The sequence below is a fragment of the Tardiphaga robiniae genome, from assembly GCF_013359755.1.
Lineage (GTDB): Bacteria > Pseudomonadota > Alphaproteobacteria > Rhizobiales > Xanthobacteraceae > Tardiphaga > Tardiphaga robiniae.
This window is the reverse complement of sequence record NZ_JABMCJ010000079.1, coordinates 1-15,353: the sequence shown is the minus strand read 5'-3', so window position 1 is coordinate 15,353 and position 15,353 is coordinate 1. Positions and strand designations below refer to the sequence as shown.

The 15,353-nt window shown below is 62.5% G+C and carries 13 protein-coding genes and 1 tRNA gene; 4 read left to right on the top strand and 10 right to left on the bottom strand.

Annotated features, from left to right (window positions below; all coding sequences use genetic code 11):
- Positions 1-57 precede the first annotated feature (57 nt).
- The 7 genes from HP556_RS10850 to HP556_RS10820 form a co-directional block, all read right to left on the bottom strand.
- On the bottom strand, positions 58-936 hold the full coding sequence (locus HP556_RS10850; RefSeq protein WP_175367010.1) for a DMT family transporter: 879 nt from the start codon (positions 934-936) through the stop codon (positions 58-60).
- A gap of 222 nt (positions 937-1,158) precedes the next feature.
- Positions 1,159-1,656 carry a hypothetical protein gene (locus HP556_RS10845; RefSeq protein WP_120289851.1) on the bottom strand — a complete coding sequence of 166 codons (498 nt, stop codon included), beginning with the start codon at positions 1,654-1,656 and terminating at the stop codon, positions 1,159-1,161.
- Positions 1,657-1,678: 22 nt separating this feature from the next.
- Positions 1,679-2,038 carry a hypothetical protein gene (locus HP556_RS10840; RefSeq protein ID WP_068730757.1) on the bottom strand — a complete coding sequence of 120 codons (360 nt, stop codon included), beginning with the start codon at positions 2,036-2,038 and terminating at the stop codon, positions 1,679-1,681.
- A 190-nt stretch (positions 2,039-2,228) separates the two neighbouring features.
- Entirely contained in the window at positions 2,229-2,816 is a 588-nt protein-coding gene (locus HP556_RS10835) for a formyltransferase family protein (protein ID WP_089264406.1), read from the bottom strand.
- A gap of 73 nt (positions 2,817-2,889) precedes the next feature.
- Positions 2,890-2,964, bottom strand: a tRNA-Lys gene (locus HP556_RS10830).
- 191 nt (positions 2,965-3,155) lie between these two features.
- Complete coding sequence (locus HP556_RS10825) at positions 3,156-5,825, bottom strand: glycosyltransferase (RefSeq protein WP_175367009.1); 2,670 nt, start codon at positions 5,823-5,825, stop codon at positions 3,156-3,158.
- A gap of 200 nt (positions 5,826-6,025) precedes the next feature.
- Positions 6,026-6,604, bottom strand: a complete 579-nt coding sequence (locus HP556_RS10820; RefSeq protein WP_175367008.1) for a beta-1-3, beta-1-6-glucan biosynthesis protein — start codon at positions 6,602-6,604, stop codon at positions 6,026-6,028.
- A gap of 204 nt (positions 6,605-6,808) precedes the next feature.
- Between HP556_RS10820 and HP556_RS10815 the strand changes: the two genes are divergently transcribed.
- Positions 6,809-8,476, top strand: a complete 1,668-nt coding sequence (locus HP556_RS10815; protein ID WP_175367123.1) for a glycoside hydrolase family 17 protein — start codon at positions 6,809-6,811, stop codon at positions 8,474-8,476.
- Here HP556_RS10815 and HP556_RS10810 read toward each other — a convergent pair.
- Both HP556_RS10810 and HP556_RS10805 read right to left on the bottom strand, forming a co-directional pair.
- Positions 8,436-8,816 carry a hypothetical protein gene (locus tag HP556_RS10810; RefSeq protein WP_068730752.1) on the bottom strand — a complete coding sequence of 127 codons (381 nt, stop codon included), beginning with the start codon at positions 8,814-8,816 and terminating at the stop codon, positions 8,436-8,438. The genes HP556_RS10815 and HP556_RS10810 overlap by 41 nt on opposite strands.
- 122 nt (positions 8,817-8,938) lie before the next feature.
- On the bottom strand, positions 8,939-10,186 hold the full coding sequence (locus HP556_RS10805) for a hypothetical protein (protein WP_175367007.1): 1,248 nt from the start codon (positions 10,184-10,186) through the stop codon (positions 8,939-8,941).
- A 171-nt stretch (positions 10,187-10,357) separates the two neighbouring features.
- On the opposite strand from HP556_RS10805, the gene glmU reads away from it, so the two are divergent.
- A complete protein-coding gene (glmU, locus tag HP556_RS10800) occupies positions 10,358-11,710 on the top strand; it encodes a bifunctional UDP-N-acetylglucosamine diphosphorylase/glucosamine-1-phosphate N-acetyltransferase GlmU (protein WP_175367006.1) in 1,353 nt (450 codons plus the stop codon).
- A 24-nt stretch (positions 11,711-11,734) separates the two neighbouring features.
- Here the strand turns inward: glmU and HP556_RS10795 are convergent, their stop codons facing one another.
- The gene (locus tag HP556_RS10795; RefSeq protein WP_158550328.1) at positions 11,735-11,884 is read right to left on the bottom strand and encodes a hypothetical protein; all 150 of its coding nucleotides are present in this window, start codon (positions 11,882-11,884) and stop codon (positions 11,735-11,737) included.
- Positions 11,885-12,150: 266 nt separating this feature from the next.
- On the opposite strand from HP556_RS10795, the gene glmS reads away from it, so the two are divergent.
- Positions 12,151-13,977, top strand: a complete 1,827-nt coding sequence (gene glmS, locus HP556_RS10790; protein WP_175367005.1) for a glutamine--fructose-6-phosphate transaminase (isomerizing) — start codon at positions 12,151-12,153, stop codon at positions 13,975-13,977.
- 148 nt (positions 13,978-14,125) lie between these two features.
- The gene (locus HP556_RS10785; protein WP_374725664.1) at positions 14,126-14,899 is read left to right on the top strand and encodes a DUF502 domain-containing protein; all 774 of its coding nucleotides are present in this window, start codon (positions 14,126-14,128) and stop codon (positions 14,897-14,899) included.
- Positions 14,900-15,353 lie beyond the last annotated feature (454 nt).

Here is a 15,353-nt window from a genome sequence, read left to right as displayed (position 1 = left end):
CCAAAATGTCGAGACACGCACTCGGATAATAAAATCGAAAAAGGGGAACCCGATGCGTCAGGCCGCCGCACGCACCGGCGGTCGATCGGTACTGAGCAGGTTCAGCGTGTTGCCGGCGAGAATGAGAGCTGCGCCGAGCAATGTGAACATGTCGAGCCGTTCAGAGTATAGTAACCATCCGATGGTGGCACTGAGTGGTACGCGCAGAAAGTCCATCGGCACGACCACCGTCGCATCGGCGTAGAGCATCGCGCGCGCCATGCAGAAGTGGGAAAACGTGCCGCAGAAGGCGACCACGACAAGCCAGCCCCAGACATAGGCCGATGGCCACTGCCAGGAATATAGCGCGGGGAAAACGCCGGCCACCGACTGCACCACGATCATCCAGAAGATGATCTTCAGCGCGCTGTCCGTCCGCGTCAGTGACTTGATCAACGTGATCGAGATGCCGAAGCCAAATGCGGCGGCTAGCGCAATCAGTTGACCGGGATTGACGACGCCCGTGGTCGGGCGAACGATGACGATCACGCCGATCAGGCCGAGCACGATGGCGACGATCTTCCAGAGCGTCATGCGCTCGCCGAGAAAGAACGCCGCCATGATCGCGATCCAGATCGGCATGGTGAACTCGATGGAGACGAGCTGGCTCAGGGGAATGAGCGTGAGTGCGTAGAACCAGCCGAGCTGCGCGCCGTAATGCACGAGGTTGCGCGACACATGCGCCAGCGGCCGTGTGGTCTTCATGGCGCGAAAGCCGCCGTTGAAATACAGGATCGGCAACAGCATGACGAAGCCGAAGACGGAGCGGATCTCCATCACCTGGAAGACATTGAGTTCGCGCAGCGTCTCGCGACCGCCGATGGCGACGAACAGCATCAGAAGCAGCCAGCCGGACATCCACAGCGCGGCGCGGGCCTTCGACGGGGGGCGATCCATAATCCCTGAGAACCAGTTTCTTGCGCTGCAACGATTCACGCAGCGGTGTAGCTTTACGGACAGGCTCTATCGGCGACATCGCCCGGCTTTGCAACGGACGAATCCGGTGGGGCTGCGTTGCGGGCGGGTGGTCCCGGACGCTCTTCGGCAGAGTCATGGAAGCAAAACAAAACCCCGGTTGTTTGAAACAACCGGGGTTCGAATTCCAAACATGCGGAACGATCAGCTGCGGCTGAGCGAAATGCTGGCGCCCCTGAACTGGCCTTCGGAGGTGATCGAGACCTGCTGCTTGTTGCCGGTCGTCGTCAGGATCAGCTTTGCGCTGAAGGCTGGCGATGAAACGTCAACATTGAACTTGCCGGCGGTTGCCCGGCCCTCAAGCGACCCTGTCACGCCGCGGGTCGTCTCAGCCCAGCTACCAGACAGCTCGCCACCTTTAGCCTTCACGTCGCTCTTCAGCTCGAACTTGTAGCTGTCGCTGGCGCAGAGCAGGGACTGGTTCAGTCCCGCGCCGTCGCCGCTCACGGCATAGGTCGCCTTGCAGCGAATGCGCTCCTTGGAGCCGTCCTCGAGCGAGATCGTCCCGTTACCCGACCATACACCGGCCATACCGGCGAACGGCGCTGACTGGGCATATGCCGACGCAGACGTCAGACCGAGCGCCGCGCAGAGCACCGCGGTCCGAACGAGCGAACGCGGAGAGGTCGAGGTAGGCATCATGGGGAGCATTCCTGGTTGGGGATTACTGACGCGAAGCTTCCCACCGGCCGCTGCAGGGGACGCCGCCCGAGGCGCCGTTCCACTTGCCCGATCCGGTGTTTCCGGACAACTGGCCGTTGGCGAAAGCAGGTCCGATCGATACGCGTACGGTGCCTTCGCGGCCAACCTTGCCGTTGACGTCGGCGCCGGGCGCAGTGATGCGGCCTTCGGTGACGGTCAACGGATAGCGAGCCGTCGGCTCGCAGCTGCCGGTCTTGGTAACGATGGTCACATTCCAGAGCCCGTCATAGGCATTGTCGGCTGCGAACGAAGGAGCCGAAATCAACGCTGCGCTGGCAATCAGCGAAACGGACAAGGCGGAACGGATGCGGTCAAAACGCATTGAATCAAATCCTCGATGTTGTGATGGCCACCTTATTGGGGGGTAATGTGTCCAAAATTTGCTGCGTTGCCGCATAGACCCAAAACAACTCACGGGATGCAAGCCGCGACGGGCAAATTGGTTCCCTTTATTGACAGATTTGGTTGATTCGGGCGGGTTCCGGCGCCTTTTTAACCAGTTTTGGAGGCTTCTAGGCCAGTTTTGGCGCATTGGTCGCGAATTGCTCGTCCTGGTAGGTTGCGGGCAAACGCTTGTGGACAGTCGCGAAGTCCACGACCTCGCCGAGCAGCTTGAGGCCCAGCGGCGCCAACGCGCGCTCCCAAAGTTCGCGAGCGGTTTCGCCTTTTTTCACGAAGCACCATTCCTGCGCGGCGATGGCGCCACCGTCCATGACATCGGCAAGGTGATAGATGGTGCCGCCGGCGATCGGATCGCCTTCCTTGATGGTCCATTCCACGGCAGCGATGCCACGGTGACGGGGCAACAGTGAGGGATGGTAGCCAATGCCGCCAAGGCTGGCTGCGGCGAGCGCATCCTTGCCGATGCGGGCGTGGCTGTGCGCCGTGATGATCAGCTCGGTGCCCTCGGCGATCTCGGAGGCCACGACGAGCTTCGGATTGGCCTGAACGGTCACCGGGATGCCGGCAGCCTTGGCGGCTGCGGCGAGACGGTCCTCGGCATCTGCAACCACCACGGACGCGATCTCGACGTTGTGGGTCTTCAGCATATCGAGGGTCGTGACGCCGAAGTGTTTGGAGCCGACGAGGGTAATCCGCATGTTCGATTGTCCGGTGTTCAGAGGCTGAGGATGGTGTGAAAACCGGAAGTTCCGGCGTGGCTCATCGCGGTGATGGTGGGCGGGGAGGGGATCGAACCCTCGACCAGTCGATTAAAAGTCGAATGCTCTACCACTGAGCTACCCGCCCTAAAGTGCCGTATTGACGAAGCTGAACGGAGGAAACCGACCCTTGCGGGGCGCGGTGAGGCCGGTCAGCCACGGCCGCGATGGCGCCCGCAATGCAGCGTATCGCGTGACCGGCTGTGTAAAAGGCGGGTCCGCCGGGGTCAAGGGCAGGGCTTGATGTTATGGACATGAACCGCGCCCCATTGGCGCGGTTCAGCTTGCTTCGCGCTGGGCCTCGGGACGGGACACATCGATCGGTGGCATGGTCACCGGGCGAAGGCCGATCAGCTCGGCCGTGCGGACCGTCGTGTTGCGCCACCACTGGAAGTCATTGGCGCGCGAATTCTCCAGGATTGCAATCATCACCGCCGACAGGAACGGCAGGCTCTGCAGCACCAGCACGCCGGCGAAGATGTAGATCTCGGTGACCTGCTTGGAGTTGTTGGAGAACACCAGCACGCCGCAGCTGATCAGCAGAAGCACTCCGATCACGGCTTCCCAGAAGGCCTGGAATTCGATCGACATGGTCGACTTGCCGCCCTTGGAGGTCACGGTGAAGGGTAGGTGATCCTTGATCAGGCCATCGGCGACGGCGCGCGACACGGTCCACTGTACCGACATGGCGGCGATCATCGCGCCCAGCATCTGCCACAGGCCGATCTTCACGCGCAGCCGGTACAAGACGATGAAGTGCGCCAGCGACACCACGAATGACGCGATGATCGGCAGCGTCAGGATCTTGTCGGGGATGGCGATATCGGCGAAGGCGATGATCGGCACCCAGATGATGTTGAGGATCGCCACCACGACGCCGAGGCTTTCGGCGCCGAGCCAGTTCAGCCAACCCATACCGAATTCGCGCTTCTGATCCTGGGTCATGCGGCTCGCGCCGGGCATGAAACGGCGCCAGTGCTTCTTGATGATCTGGAAGCCGCCATAGGCCCAGCGATGACGCTGTTTCTTGAACGCCTCATAGGTGTCCGGCAGCACGCCGTAGCCGTAACGCTCCTTCGTGTAATGTGTCAGCCAGCCATGCTGCATGATGGCGAGGCCGAGATCCGAGTCCTCGCAGATGGTGTCGCCGGCCCAGCCGCCCGCCATGTCCATCGCGGAGCGACGGATCAGGCACATGGTGCCATGGACGATGATCGCATTGGCCTCGTTGCGCTGAACCATGCCGATATCGAAGAACCCGGCATATTCGCCGTTCATGATGTAGTGCATCAGCGAACGGTCGCCGTCGCGGTGGTCCTGCGGCGCCTGCACGAGGCCGACGCGCGGATCGTTGAAGGCTGGGACGAGATCCTTCAGCCAGTTCGGCTCCACCACATAGTCGGCGTCGATGATGCCGATCACCTCGGCATCCGCCGCGGTGCGGTCCATGGCGATGCGCAGGGCGCCGGCCTTGAAGCCTTCGACCTTCTCCGCATTGATGAAGATGAAACGCTCGCCGAGCATGCGGCAATGATCCTGGATCGGCTGCCAATAGGCCGGATCCGGCGTGTTGTTGATGATCACCACGCATTCGAAATTCGGATAGTCGAGCCGGGCAACCGCATCCAACGTCAGCTTCAGCATGTCCGGCTGTTCGCGATAGGCCGGAATGTGGATCGAGACCTTCGGGTATTTCTGCTCGGCGTCTGCAGCGGCACGCAGCTTTTCGCTGCGTTCGGCTGTCAGCAGCCGCAATGGCTTCCTGCCGAAAGCGATGGCTGCAATCTCCTCAATGCGCGCCAGTGCGATGAGGAGCAGCGGGATCAGCAGGATGCAGCCGAGTGTGAGGGCGAAGGCCGATCCCCAGACAAAATAGTGGGTCTGCTGATAAGCGAAGATGGTTGCCGCCCAGGCGCCAACGGCATTGGCTGCGGCCGAGAGCACGAGAGCCTGCATCGCTGTCGCGCCAACGATCTGCAGGATCGGCAGCGACAGCAGGATGCCAACCAGAAGCGCAATACTGGCGTTCTTCCAGTGGTCCGGATCCACGACCGGACCGGTCCATGGGAATTTCGGCTCACGCGAGGCGTTGAGAACGCCCCAATAGGGGCCGACGCCGCCTTCGAAGAATTTCCAGGGCTGATCGATGGCTTCGACGATGTTGTAGTCCATGCCGATCGCTTCGGCGCGGGTCACGAAGTTGCGCAGCACGACGGCCTGCTTGAACGGGCCGGGCACGGCCCTGCGCAGATTATAGCCTTCGCTCGGCCAGCCGAATTCCGCGATCACGATGCGTTTGCCGGGAAAGGTCTCGCGCAGCACGCCGTAGAGGTGGACAGCCTGGTCGACGGCCTGGGTGTCGGTGAAGTTTTCCCAATAGGGCAGGATGTGCGCGGCGATAAAGTCCACCGACGAGGCGAGCTGCGGATTGTCGCGCCAGATGTTCCAGATTTCACCGGTCGTGACGGGAACCGTGACCTGGCGCTTTACCCGGCGGATATATTCGACGAGGTCCTCGAGCTTGAGTTCATCGCGATACAGCGTTTCGTTGCCGACGACGATGCCGATGACATTCGGGTTCTTCTTCGCCAGCTCAACGGCGGAGGCAATTTCACGCTCGTTGCGATCCGCGTTCTTGTCGATCCAGGCGCCGACGGTGACCTTGAGGCCGAACTCGTTGGCGATGGCGGGTACCATTTCCACACCGCCGGTCGACGAATACAGACGGATGGCACGGGTGATGGTCGACAGCTTTTTGAGGTCGGCGCGAATCTTCTCGACGGTCGGAATGTTGTCCACGTCGGGATGCGCCGTGCCCTCGAACGGCGCATAGGAGAGGCTGGGAATCATGCCCTTGAAATCGGGAGCTTCCTGCTTCTCGCGCAATACGCCCCATAGGGCGGCATGAACGGCGGTCACGAACAATAAAACGGCGACGACAGCGCGCATCGCAACTGAACCATAACGGGGCGAGCGTGGCCGGGAAGCGGACCCGTCCCCGAGGTCCGACCAGTACAACGGTAACGGAGACTATATCCGCCACACGAATTAACAACTCATACGCTGCCGTGGCCTTTTGAGGGCGGCACCATTATTCGAATGCGATTAGGCGCCGCCAGCTGAATGCCGCCTGAACAGAGCGCGCCACATTACTTCGGCGCTTCAGCAGGCGGTTTGGCGTCCGGCTGGGGAGCGGCCGCCGGCGCTGCTGCGCCGCCACCGGCAGGCGCAGGCGCTGCGGGCTGGCTCAGCGCGGCAGGCTGCGGCTGCGCATTCGGATTGATCCAGCAGCCATGGACGCGGCTGTTGAGACTGTCCGCAATTTTCGGATCGATCAGCGGGCCGAATTTGACCAGGCAGCGGAACGTTGCCTGCACATGACCGCCGGGGCAGCCGAATCGGTCGTAGAGATCGAGGTGACGGAACGCGGTGTCGAGATCGTCGCGCCACATCAGCACCACGACGCGGCGGCCAAGCCAGACGCATTCGGGATTGCCGGCAGGACCATTGATCGCCTGGGTCGCCTCGACGAATTCGTCGGATTTCTTCTGGCTTTCACGAGCAACGTCGGCAGGCGTCACGGGCGCATTTGCCGCAGGCTTCTGATCCTGTGCGCGAACTGGGCCGCTCTGGGCCAACGCGCAGCCAACACCCAGCAGCAGAGCAAGGCCTGGAACGGCGAGACAACGCAGAACCGCAGATTGGAACCCGAACACCAGTCGACGCATAAAGTCCCCGATAAGTTGGCTGTGCCAGGCAGTTCTGACGCCCTCGCCAGATGCCGTTCAAATGGGCCCCCAATACGGCGGCGACCACGGCTGAATCCCATGACGGACATTTTTGATTTTGTCCAGCAACGCCGGAAGTTTGTCTGATTTTCGTGGCGGGTCGGGCCGACAAGTCCGTGATTGCCGGCATGACGCACTTGGCAGATTGGTGATGACCGGCTAATCGACGGACGACTTTGGAGGACGGAACCAATTTCCACCCGCACGCCGCTGGCGCTTCTCATCCTTTCCCTTGGTACGATCGCAGCGGTTTGGTGGTGGCTCGCCACGCCGGTCACGCTGGTGCGCGCGCCGATCGATCCCGCCGCCAAACTGGAATGCGTCTCTTATGCGCCGTTCCGCGGCGAGCAAACGCCGCTGAACTCGACCGCCATCATTCCGGCGAGCCAGATTGCCGCCGACATGGCGCAGCTGGCGCAGATCACCAAATGCGTGCGGACCTATTCGATCGATAACGGCCTTGATCAGGTGCCGGAACTGGCCGGCAAGGTCGGACTGAAGGTCATTCAGGGCGTCTGGCTCGGCAGCAACCGGCTCAAGAACCTGGCGCAGATCGCCGGCGTCGTGGATCTCACCAAGCGCTTTCCGAACGTGATCAGCAGCGTGGTCGTCGGCAACGAGGTGCTGTTGCGCGGCGAGATGACGGCTGCCGATCTCGTCGGCAATATCCGCTCGGTGAAGGCGCAGGTCGGCAAGATCCCCGTGACCTATGCCGATGTCTGGGAGTTCTGGCTGAAGAATCGCGAGATCTATGACGCGGTCGATTTCGTCACGATCCACATCCTGCCCTATTGGGAGGACTTCCCGATTCGCGCGAAGAGCGCCGCCGCCCATGTGGACTCGATCCGCAAGCGTCTCGCCGTGGCGTTCCCATCCAAGGAAATCCTGATCGGCGAAACAGGTTGGCCGAGCGCCGGGCGGATGCGTGATGGCGCGTTGCCGTCGCGCACCAACCAGGCACGGGTCGTGTCCGAAATCCTCGATCTGGCCAAGCGCGAGGGATTCCGTGTCAATCTGATCGAAGCCTATGACCAGCCGTGGAAGCGCGACCTTGAAGGTACAGTCGGCGGCTATTGGGGCCTGATCTACGATGAGCCGCGCGAATTGAAGTATCCACCGGGCGTTCCGATCACCAATTATCCGTCGTGGAAGCTGCAGATGGGGCTCGGCATGGGCCTGAGCTTCCTGGTTTTCGTGACGGGCATGTTGACGCTTCGTCGACGGCCATGGTCGCCGCGTCTGTCGGCCTGGCTGACCGTTGCCGTATCGGCCACGGTAGCCGGCATCCTGCTGGGCGTTGCCGCAGACAAGCTGATCTATGAAAGCTATGGCGTCGGCCGCTGGATCCAGTGGAGCGCGCTGCTGGCTGCCGGTGTCGCGTCGCCGCTGCTGTGCGCCTATGCGACGATGTCCGGCCGCTCGCTACCGACCTTCCTCCAACTGGTCGGACCGAGCCGGTTCCTGGCCCGTTCGTGGTCGACCGTCCTGCTCGGGCTGACCCTGGCTGTGGCGGCGCTGATCGGCGCCGAGACCGCGCTCGGTTTCGTGTTCGATCCGCGTTACCGCGACTTTCCGTTCGCGGCGCTGACCATGGCGGTGGTGCCGTTCGCCGGACTGATGGCTGTCAACCGTCCGCAGGAAGGCGTACGGCCGATCGCCGAGTCGGTGTTTGCCGGAGTGCTCGTGCTGTCGGCCCTGTATATCGGCTTCAACGAAGGGCCGGATAACTGGCAGTCGCTGTGGACCTGCGCGATCTATCTGCTGTTCGGCATCACGCTGTGGCGGGCGCGGGCCGCGCAAAGCCCAGAATGAGCAGGCCGATCGCGATGCCCGACAGGGCAACGTTATAGAGCACGATCCCGAAACCGGCTGCGATCAGTGCGACAGTGATGAGCACGATCGATGGCCGCAGCAGATTCAGCGTCGCAATGACGATCGCGGCGATGCCGAACACCGAATTCTTGAACAGATAGGTCATCACCAGCCGGCTCTTGCACAGGGTGCTCTGCAGGCCGGCGTCGCAGGCGAGCGCCGTCGTCGACAATTCGATGGCCAGATAACGCAGATAGATGGCGTAGCCGACGGACAGGAAGCCGACGATGAGAAGCCATTGCACCTGACGGGCGGTGAGCTTGAACGGATCTTTTTTCATGCGGAAACCATGGTTCAAAACGCAGTGCGGAACAACCCGGCATGCGGTCGCGGTGAGAGGTCGGACCTAGATAACACGTTAGCCGCGCACGCCAAGGGATTGAAAATCTGATCTTTTGATCCTTAGCGCAGACCCAGGAACGAGGTCAGCGACGATTGCGGCTTGGGCGGCGCAACTTCTTCAACGGGCTTGGGCGGCGGCGCTTGTTCGGTGCGTTCCTGTGGCTTGGGCGCGGCGCGCCTGCGTGGCGCCGGTCTGGCTGGTACAGGCGCAGCTTCCGCGGGCGCCGTCTCGGCCTTCATAGCAAGGCGCTGACCATCGAAGATCGACGTCTCGCAGGGCCGGCTGCTTTCGGTCAGCGCGGCGCAGATCTTCGCGGCGGCTGCAGCATCGCTGAGCGGACCGGCGACGAGGCGCAGTTGCATGCCAAGTCCGGTCGGGCGTTCCTTCACCATCATGATCGGGCGCAGTCCGTTCAGCGCGCGAGACTTGGACATGCCGCGCCAGATCGCGCGCAGGCCGTCCACCGAATTGGCGCCGCCGATATCAACGCCGAACTCCGTGCGCGCGACCGGCGTCGCCACGGCTTCGACGGCTGTGGGGGTGGGCTCGGTCGCGGCCGGTTGGACCGATGCCGTTGTCTCCGGAGCGGCCGGAGGAGCTTCGATGGTCGGCGCCGGTTCGCTCAATTTGGCGGCCGCAGCGTCGGGCGGCGCCGTCATCGATTTCCATGCAACGAGCGGCGCAGAGGCTGGTGGATTGATTGTCGATGAAGCCGCTGCTTGCGCCGGTTTGGCGGGTGTCGTTTCGACAGGCGGCGTGATCGCAGCCACGGGACCGATGACCGGCGTCGACGGAATGCTTGGAAGCTCTGCCACCGGCTTTGGCTCGGTGGCTGCAGGGGGGGCAACGACGGATGCGGTGGCAGGTGGCTGCGGCGTTGGTGCTGGCGTCGTTGTGGCGGCTGTCGGTGTTGGAGTGGTCTGGCGTTTGATCGATCCGGTGACTGAATCCAGTCCCTGTTCGACGGAGGTGACGCGGGCATAGAGCCGGTCACGGTCGCTGTTCAGCGTCTCGATGGCCAGCGTCAGGCGCCGGGCCTCGGCCTGGGTCTCCTTGGCGACGAGTTGGATCTGCTGCGACTGCCGCGTAAATGTCTCCGATGTCGTGACCTGATCGCGGCGCAACTGGACCTGCGACTGGCTGGCCAGAATGGCAACCACCACCGCGCCCACGGCGGCAACGCCCCAGGAGCCCAGCCGCCACATCATGCGGCGGTCGACCTTGTCTTCCTCAGCCAGAAATCCGGTCAGCCAGCCGCTATGCTCGGCTGAGAGAGTATCGGCCCACTTGTCGTGCTTATCCGCCATTCGACGTCTGCGTCGCCCCATCGCCCCTGCGAATCACAGTTCAACATTATCAGGAAACCGGCGGGAACCTGAGGTTGTCGGGCCACACGGCGAGCCAAACCGGTTTCCAGATTGGCCCAAAACCATTTAAGACGGCCGCGGCGCATGAGCGCCGCCACAACGGGGATTCGGATGACGGGCAGAACCAGCCTCACCATCGTGCTCGCGGCCGGCGAGGGAACGCGGATGCGGTCCTCGACGCCGAAAGTGCTGCATCAGGTCGCCAGCCAGTCGCTGCTGGGCCATGTGCTTGCGGCGGCGCCTCATGGGGCAGGCTCTGCGCTGGCCGTCGTTGTCGGTCCCGATCGTCAGGACGTGGCCGATGAAGCCAGGCGGGTGCGGCCCGATGCCGCAACATTCGTTCAGCACGAGCGTCTCGGCACCGCCCATGCCGTGCTGGCGGCAAAGGACGCCATTGCAAAGGGCGCGGATGATCTGCTGATCGCCTTCGGCGATACGCCGCTGATTTCGGCCGAGACGTTCGAGCGTTTGCGTGCGCCCTTGAAGGCAGGTGCTGCGCTGACCGTGCTCGGCTTTCGCGCGGCCGATCCGACCGGTTATGGCCGGCTCCTGGTCGAAGGTGATCAACTGGTCGCGATCCGTGAACATGCGGATGCCACACCGGCCGAACGCAAGGTGGATCTCTGCAATGCCGGCGTGATGGCATTCGCCGGCAAGACCGCGCTCACAATCATCGAGCAGATCGGCACGTCCAACAGCAAGGGCGAATACTATCTCACCGACGCCGTGGAGATTGTGCGCAGCATGGGCTTGCGGGCGAGTGTGATCGAGACGAGTGAGGATGAAGTCCGCGGCATCAACACCAAGGCGCAGCTCGCGGAAGCCGAAGCGATCATGCAGGCAAGGCTGCGCAAGGCCGCGCTCGACGCGGGCGTGACCATCGTCGCGCCGGAGACCGTGCATCTTGCGGCCGATACGACGTTCGGCAACGACGTCACCATCGAGCAGTATGTCGTGATCGGGCCCGGCGTCAGTATCGCCGACGGCGCTGTCATTCACGCCTTCTCGCACATCGTGCAGGCGGCCATCGGCAAGAAGGCCTCGATCGGTCCTTACGCACGCATCCGGCCGGGAACGTCGGTCGGCGAGGGCGCGCGCATCGGCAACTTCGTTGAAGCCAAGGCGGCCATTCTGGAAGCGGGCGTGAAGGTCAACCACCTGACCTATGTCGGCGACACGCATATCGGTGCCGGCGCCAATATCGGCGCGGGCACCATCACCTGCAATTACGATGGCTTCAACAAGAGCAAGACGATCATCGGTGCCGGCGCCTTTGTCGGTTCGAATTCGTCGCTGGTCGCACCGGTGAAGATCGGGGCCGGCGCTTATATCGGTTCGGGTTCGGTGATCACCCGCGATGTGCCGGACGATGCGCTTGCGGTAGAGCGCAACGAGGTGTCGATGAAGGAAGGTTGGGGCAAACGCTTCCGCGACAAGAACGCGGCGAACAAGAAGCCGAAGTGAGCGCGCACGGTGTTCGCGATGACGTCAGGTCACCGGGGTCTTCAGATGCCAGCCACGACGGATCGGACGCTTGGCGACAATTTCTTCCTGCGGCGTATGGGGCTCGGCGACATGCGGTTTGACCGCAATATCACGCTGCGGCGGCGGCCAATGCGCCAGTTTGCTCTGCGACATCTCGACATGTCGCAGCCGTGATCCGGCGATCGATCGGGGGGCTCTCGGGTCTCGCTCCTCCCACATGGACGTCTACTCCGGTCAGGCGTAGATGCTTTCGCAAACACGTTGATGGTTTGTTAAACGCGTCGCGCAAAATGCCCCTACAACCGCGGTAACTTGTCTCAATCGGCAATAATTATTGAGTAACAGTCGATTTGCGATTCTCGCTAAGAGAGTTCCAGTATTTCTGGGCAATTTGATACCACTTGGAGAGATAACCCCGCATGTGCGGCATCGTCGGAATTTTGGGACGTGGTCCGGTTGCTGACCAGATCGTGGACTCGCTGAAGCGCCTCGAATATCGCGGCTACGATTCTGCCGGCGTTGCCACGCTGGAAGGCGCGCATATCGATCGCCGCCGCGCCGAAGGCAAGCTGAAGAATCTCGAAGCCAAGCTCGGCAAGTCGCCGCTCGCAGGTCATATCGGCATCGGTCACACGCGCTGGGCGACGCATGGCAAGCCGACCGAAGCCAACGCACATCCGCACGCCGCCGAAGGCGTCGCGGTCGTGCATAACGGCATCATCGAGAATTTCCGCGAATTGCGCCTCGAGCTCGAAAAGGGCGGCGCCAAATTCGCCAGCGAGACCGACACCGAAGTCGTCGCGCACCTCGTCAGCTTCTATCTGCAGAAGGGCGCATCGCCGGTCGAAGCTGTGAAGCAGGCGCTGCCGCGCCTGAAAGGCGCGTTCGCATTGGCTTTCGTGTTCAAGGATCACGACAACCTGATGATCGGCGCCCGCAAAGGCTCGCCGCTTGCAGTCGGCTATGGTGACGGCGAGATGTATCTTGGCTCCGACGCGATTGCGCTGGCACCGTTCACCGATGACATCAGCTATCTCGAAGACGGTGACTGGGTGGTGCTGACCCGCAAGGGCTGCGAGATCCACGATGAATCCGGCAAGGTCGTGAAGCGCGACGTGCTGAAATCCGGCGCGTCGGCCTTCATGGTCGATAAGGCCAACTATCGCCACTTCATGGCCAAGGAAATTCATGAGCAGCCGGAAGTCGTCGGTCACACGCTGGCGCGTTATGTCGATCTGGCGAACGAGCGCGTTGCGCTGCCGATGATGCTGCCGTTCGACTTCAAGGACATCCAGCGCATTTCGATCACCGCCTGCGGCACTGCGAGCTATGCGGGTTTTATCGCTAAATACTGGTTCGAACGCTTTGCGCGCGTTCCGGTCGAAGTCGATGTGGCATCTGAATTCCGCTATCGCGAAGCCCCGGTACGCAAGGGCGATCTGGCGATCTTCATCTCACAGTCCGGCGAGACGGCCGATACGCTGGCAGCACTGCGTTACGCCAAAGAGCAGGGCATGCACACGCTCGCTGTCGTCAACGTCACGACCTCGACGATCGCGCGCGAGAGCGAGACCGTGATGCCGACACTGGCTGGTCCGGAAATCGGCGTGGCTTCTACCAAGGCTTTCACCTGCCAGTTGATGGCGCTGGCGACGCTTGCGATCGCAGCCGGCAAGGCCCGCGGCGAACTGTCCGACGCCGACGAAGCCAAACTGGTTCACGGTCTCGTCAAGGTCCCCCGTCTGATGACCGATGCGCTGACGCACGAAGCTGCAATCGAGAAGCTGGCGCGCGACATCGCCAAGTCGAAGGACGTGCTTTATCTCGGCCGTGGCACCAGTTATCCGCTGGCGCTGGAGGGTGCGCTGAAGCTGAAGGAAATCTCCTACATCCATGCCGAGGGCTATGCGGCCGGCGAACTCAAGCACGGCCCGATCGCGCTGATCGACGAGACCATGCCGGTGGTCGTGATCGCGCCTTATGACCGGGTGTTCGACAAGACCGTGTCGAACATGCAGGAGGTCGCGGCGCGCGGCGGCAACATCATTCTGATGACCGACGCCAAGGGCGCCGAGGAGGCCACCGTGGACTCCATGGTGACCATCGTGATGCCGGATATGGACGCAGCCTTCACGCCGCTGGTCTATGCCGTGCCGGTGCAGTTGCTCGCCTATCACACCGCGGTGGTGATGGGCACTGACGTCGACCAGCCCCGCAATCTGGCCAAGTCGGTCACGGTGGAATAGGCCGGCGAAGCGGCAAGATTGTCGCAGGCGGCCGGTTTGGCCGCTTGGCGCCGCCAAGTGGCTTCCCCCGCACTGGCGAAATCCTGCTAGGATACCCATAAGGACTGACGGCGCGGTTTCGCGCGCCGCGCCAGATGGATTTGAAACGCTGATGGAACGCCCCGATTTGCCGTTGACCCCGCCCGTTGGCGACCCGCCGCCCGAGGCGCCGCGCGGCTTCATGGCCCGGATCCGCAACTATTTCCTCACCGGTCTGATCGTCGCCGGTCCGGTCGCGATTACCTTTTACCTGACCTGGTGGTTCGTCACCTGGGTCGATGCCATCGTGCGGCCGCTGGTACCGGAGGCCTATCGGCCCGAACAGTATCTGCCTTACGGTATTCCGGGCTCCGGCCTGATCGTCGCTTTCGTGGCGCTGACCCTGCTGGGTTTCCTCACCGCCAACCTGATCGGCCGCTCCCTGGTCGATCTCGGCGAGAACCTGCTCGGCCGCATGCCGGTGGTGCGCGCGATCTATCGCGGGCTGAAGCAGGTGTTCGAGACGCTGTTCTCGGGTTCGGGATCGAGTTTCCGTAAAGTCGGTCTCGTCGAGTTTCCGTCGCCGGGCATGTGGTCGATCGTGCTGATCTCGCAGCCGCCGAGCACCGAAGTCGCGAAGAGCCTGCCGGGGCAGGAGGAGCACATCTCGGTGTTCCTGCCCTGCGCGCCGAATCCGACGACGGGATTCTTCTTCTATGTGCCGAAGAGCAAGATCATCGACATCGACATGTCCGCCGAGGATGCCGCGACGCTGATCATGTCAGCGGGCGTCGTACAGCCGGGGTCCGATTCGCAGAAGAAGATCGCAGCATTGGCGCAGATGGCAACGGCAGCGGGTATCGCGAATGCTCCGCCAGCGAAGCAGCCAGCACAGGTGGACTGAGGCACCACGGCTTTGTTGATGGGATGAGCGTCTTCGCGAAACCTATCAATCGATGCCTCGTAACGCTCTCGGTCGTCATGGCCGGACTTGTTCCGGCCGTCCACGCCTTTCTCCGCGGCCAAGGCGTGGATACCCGGCATGCGCCGGGCATGACGGCGTCTGGTTTGAGCGTGCGCGCGTCACGTTATTTCAGATTCAACTGTCAAACAGCCACTGCTCTTCAGACATGCGTCATCACCCCCATTGTTTGCGGCGCGGGGGCGCCGTCGTCGCTTGCATTCCCGCCCCCTTGCGAGAGGGCGTGCGGAACGCCGGGTGCCCGTTGCACCCTTGGGCCTGATGCGAATGCGGTCTTCCGCAATTGAGAGTGCATCAGGACTTTCGGAGGCGCCGAGCAAGTGCCCGACGTTCCGCCTGCGGTGTTTTTTCGGTTGCTTGCACATCTGCCATGGCG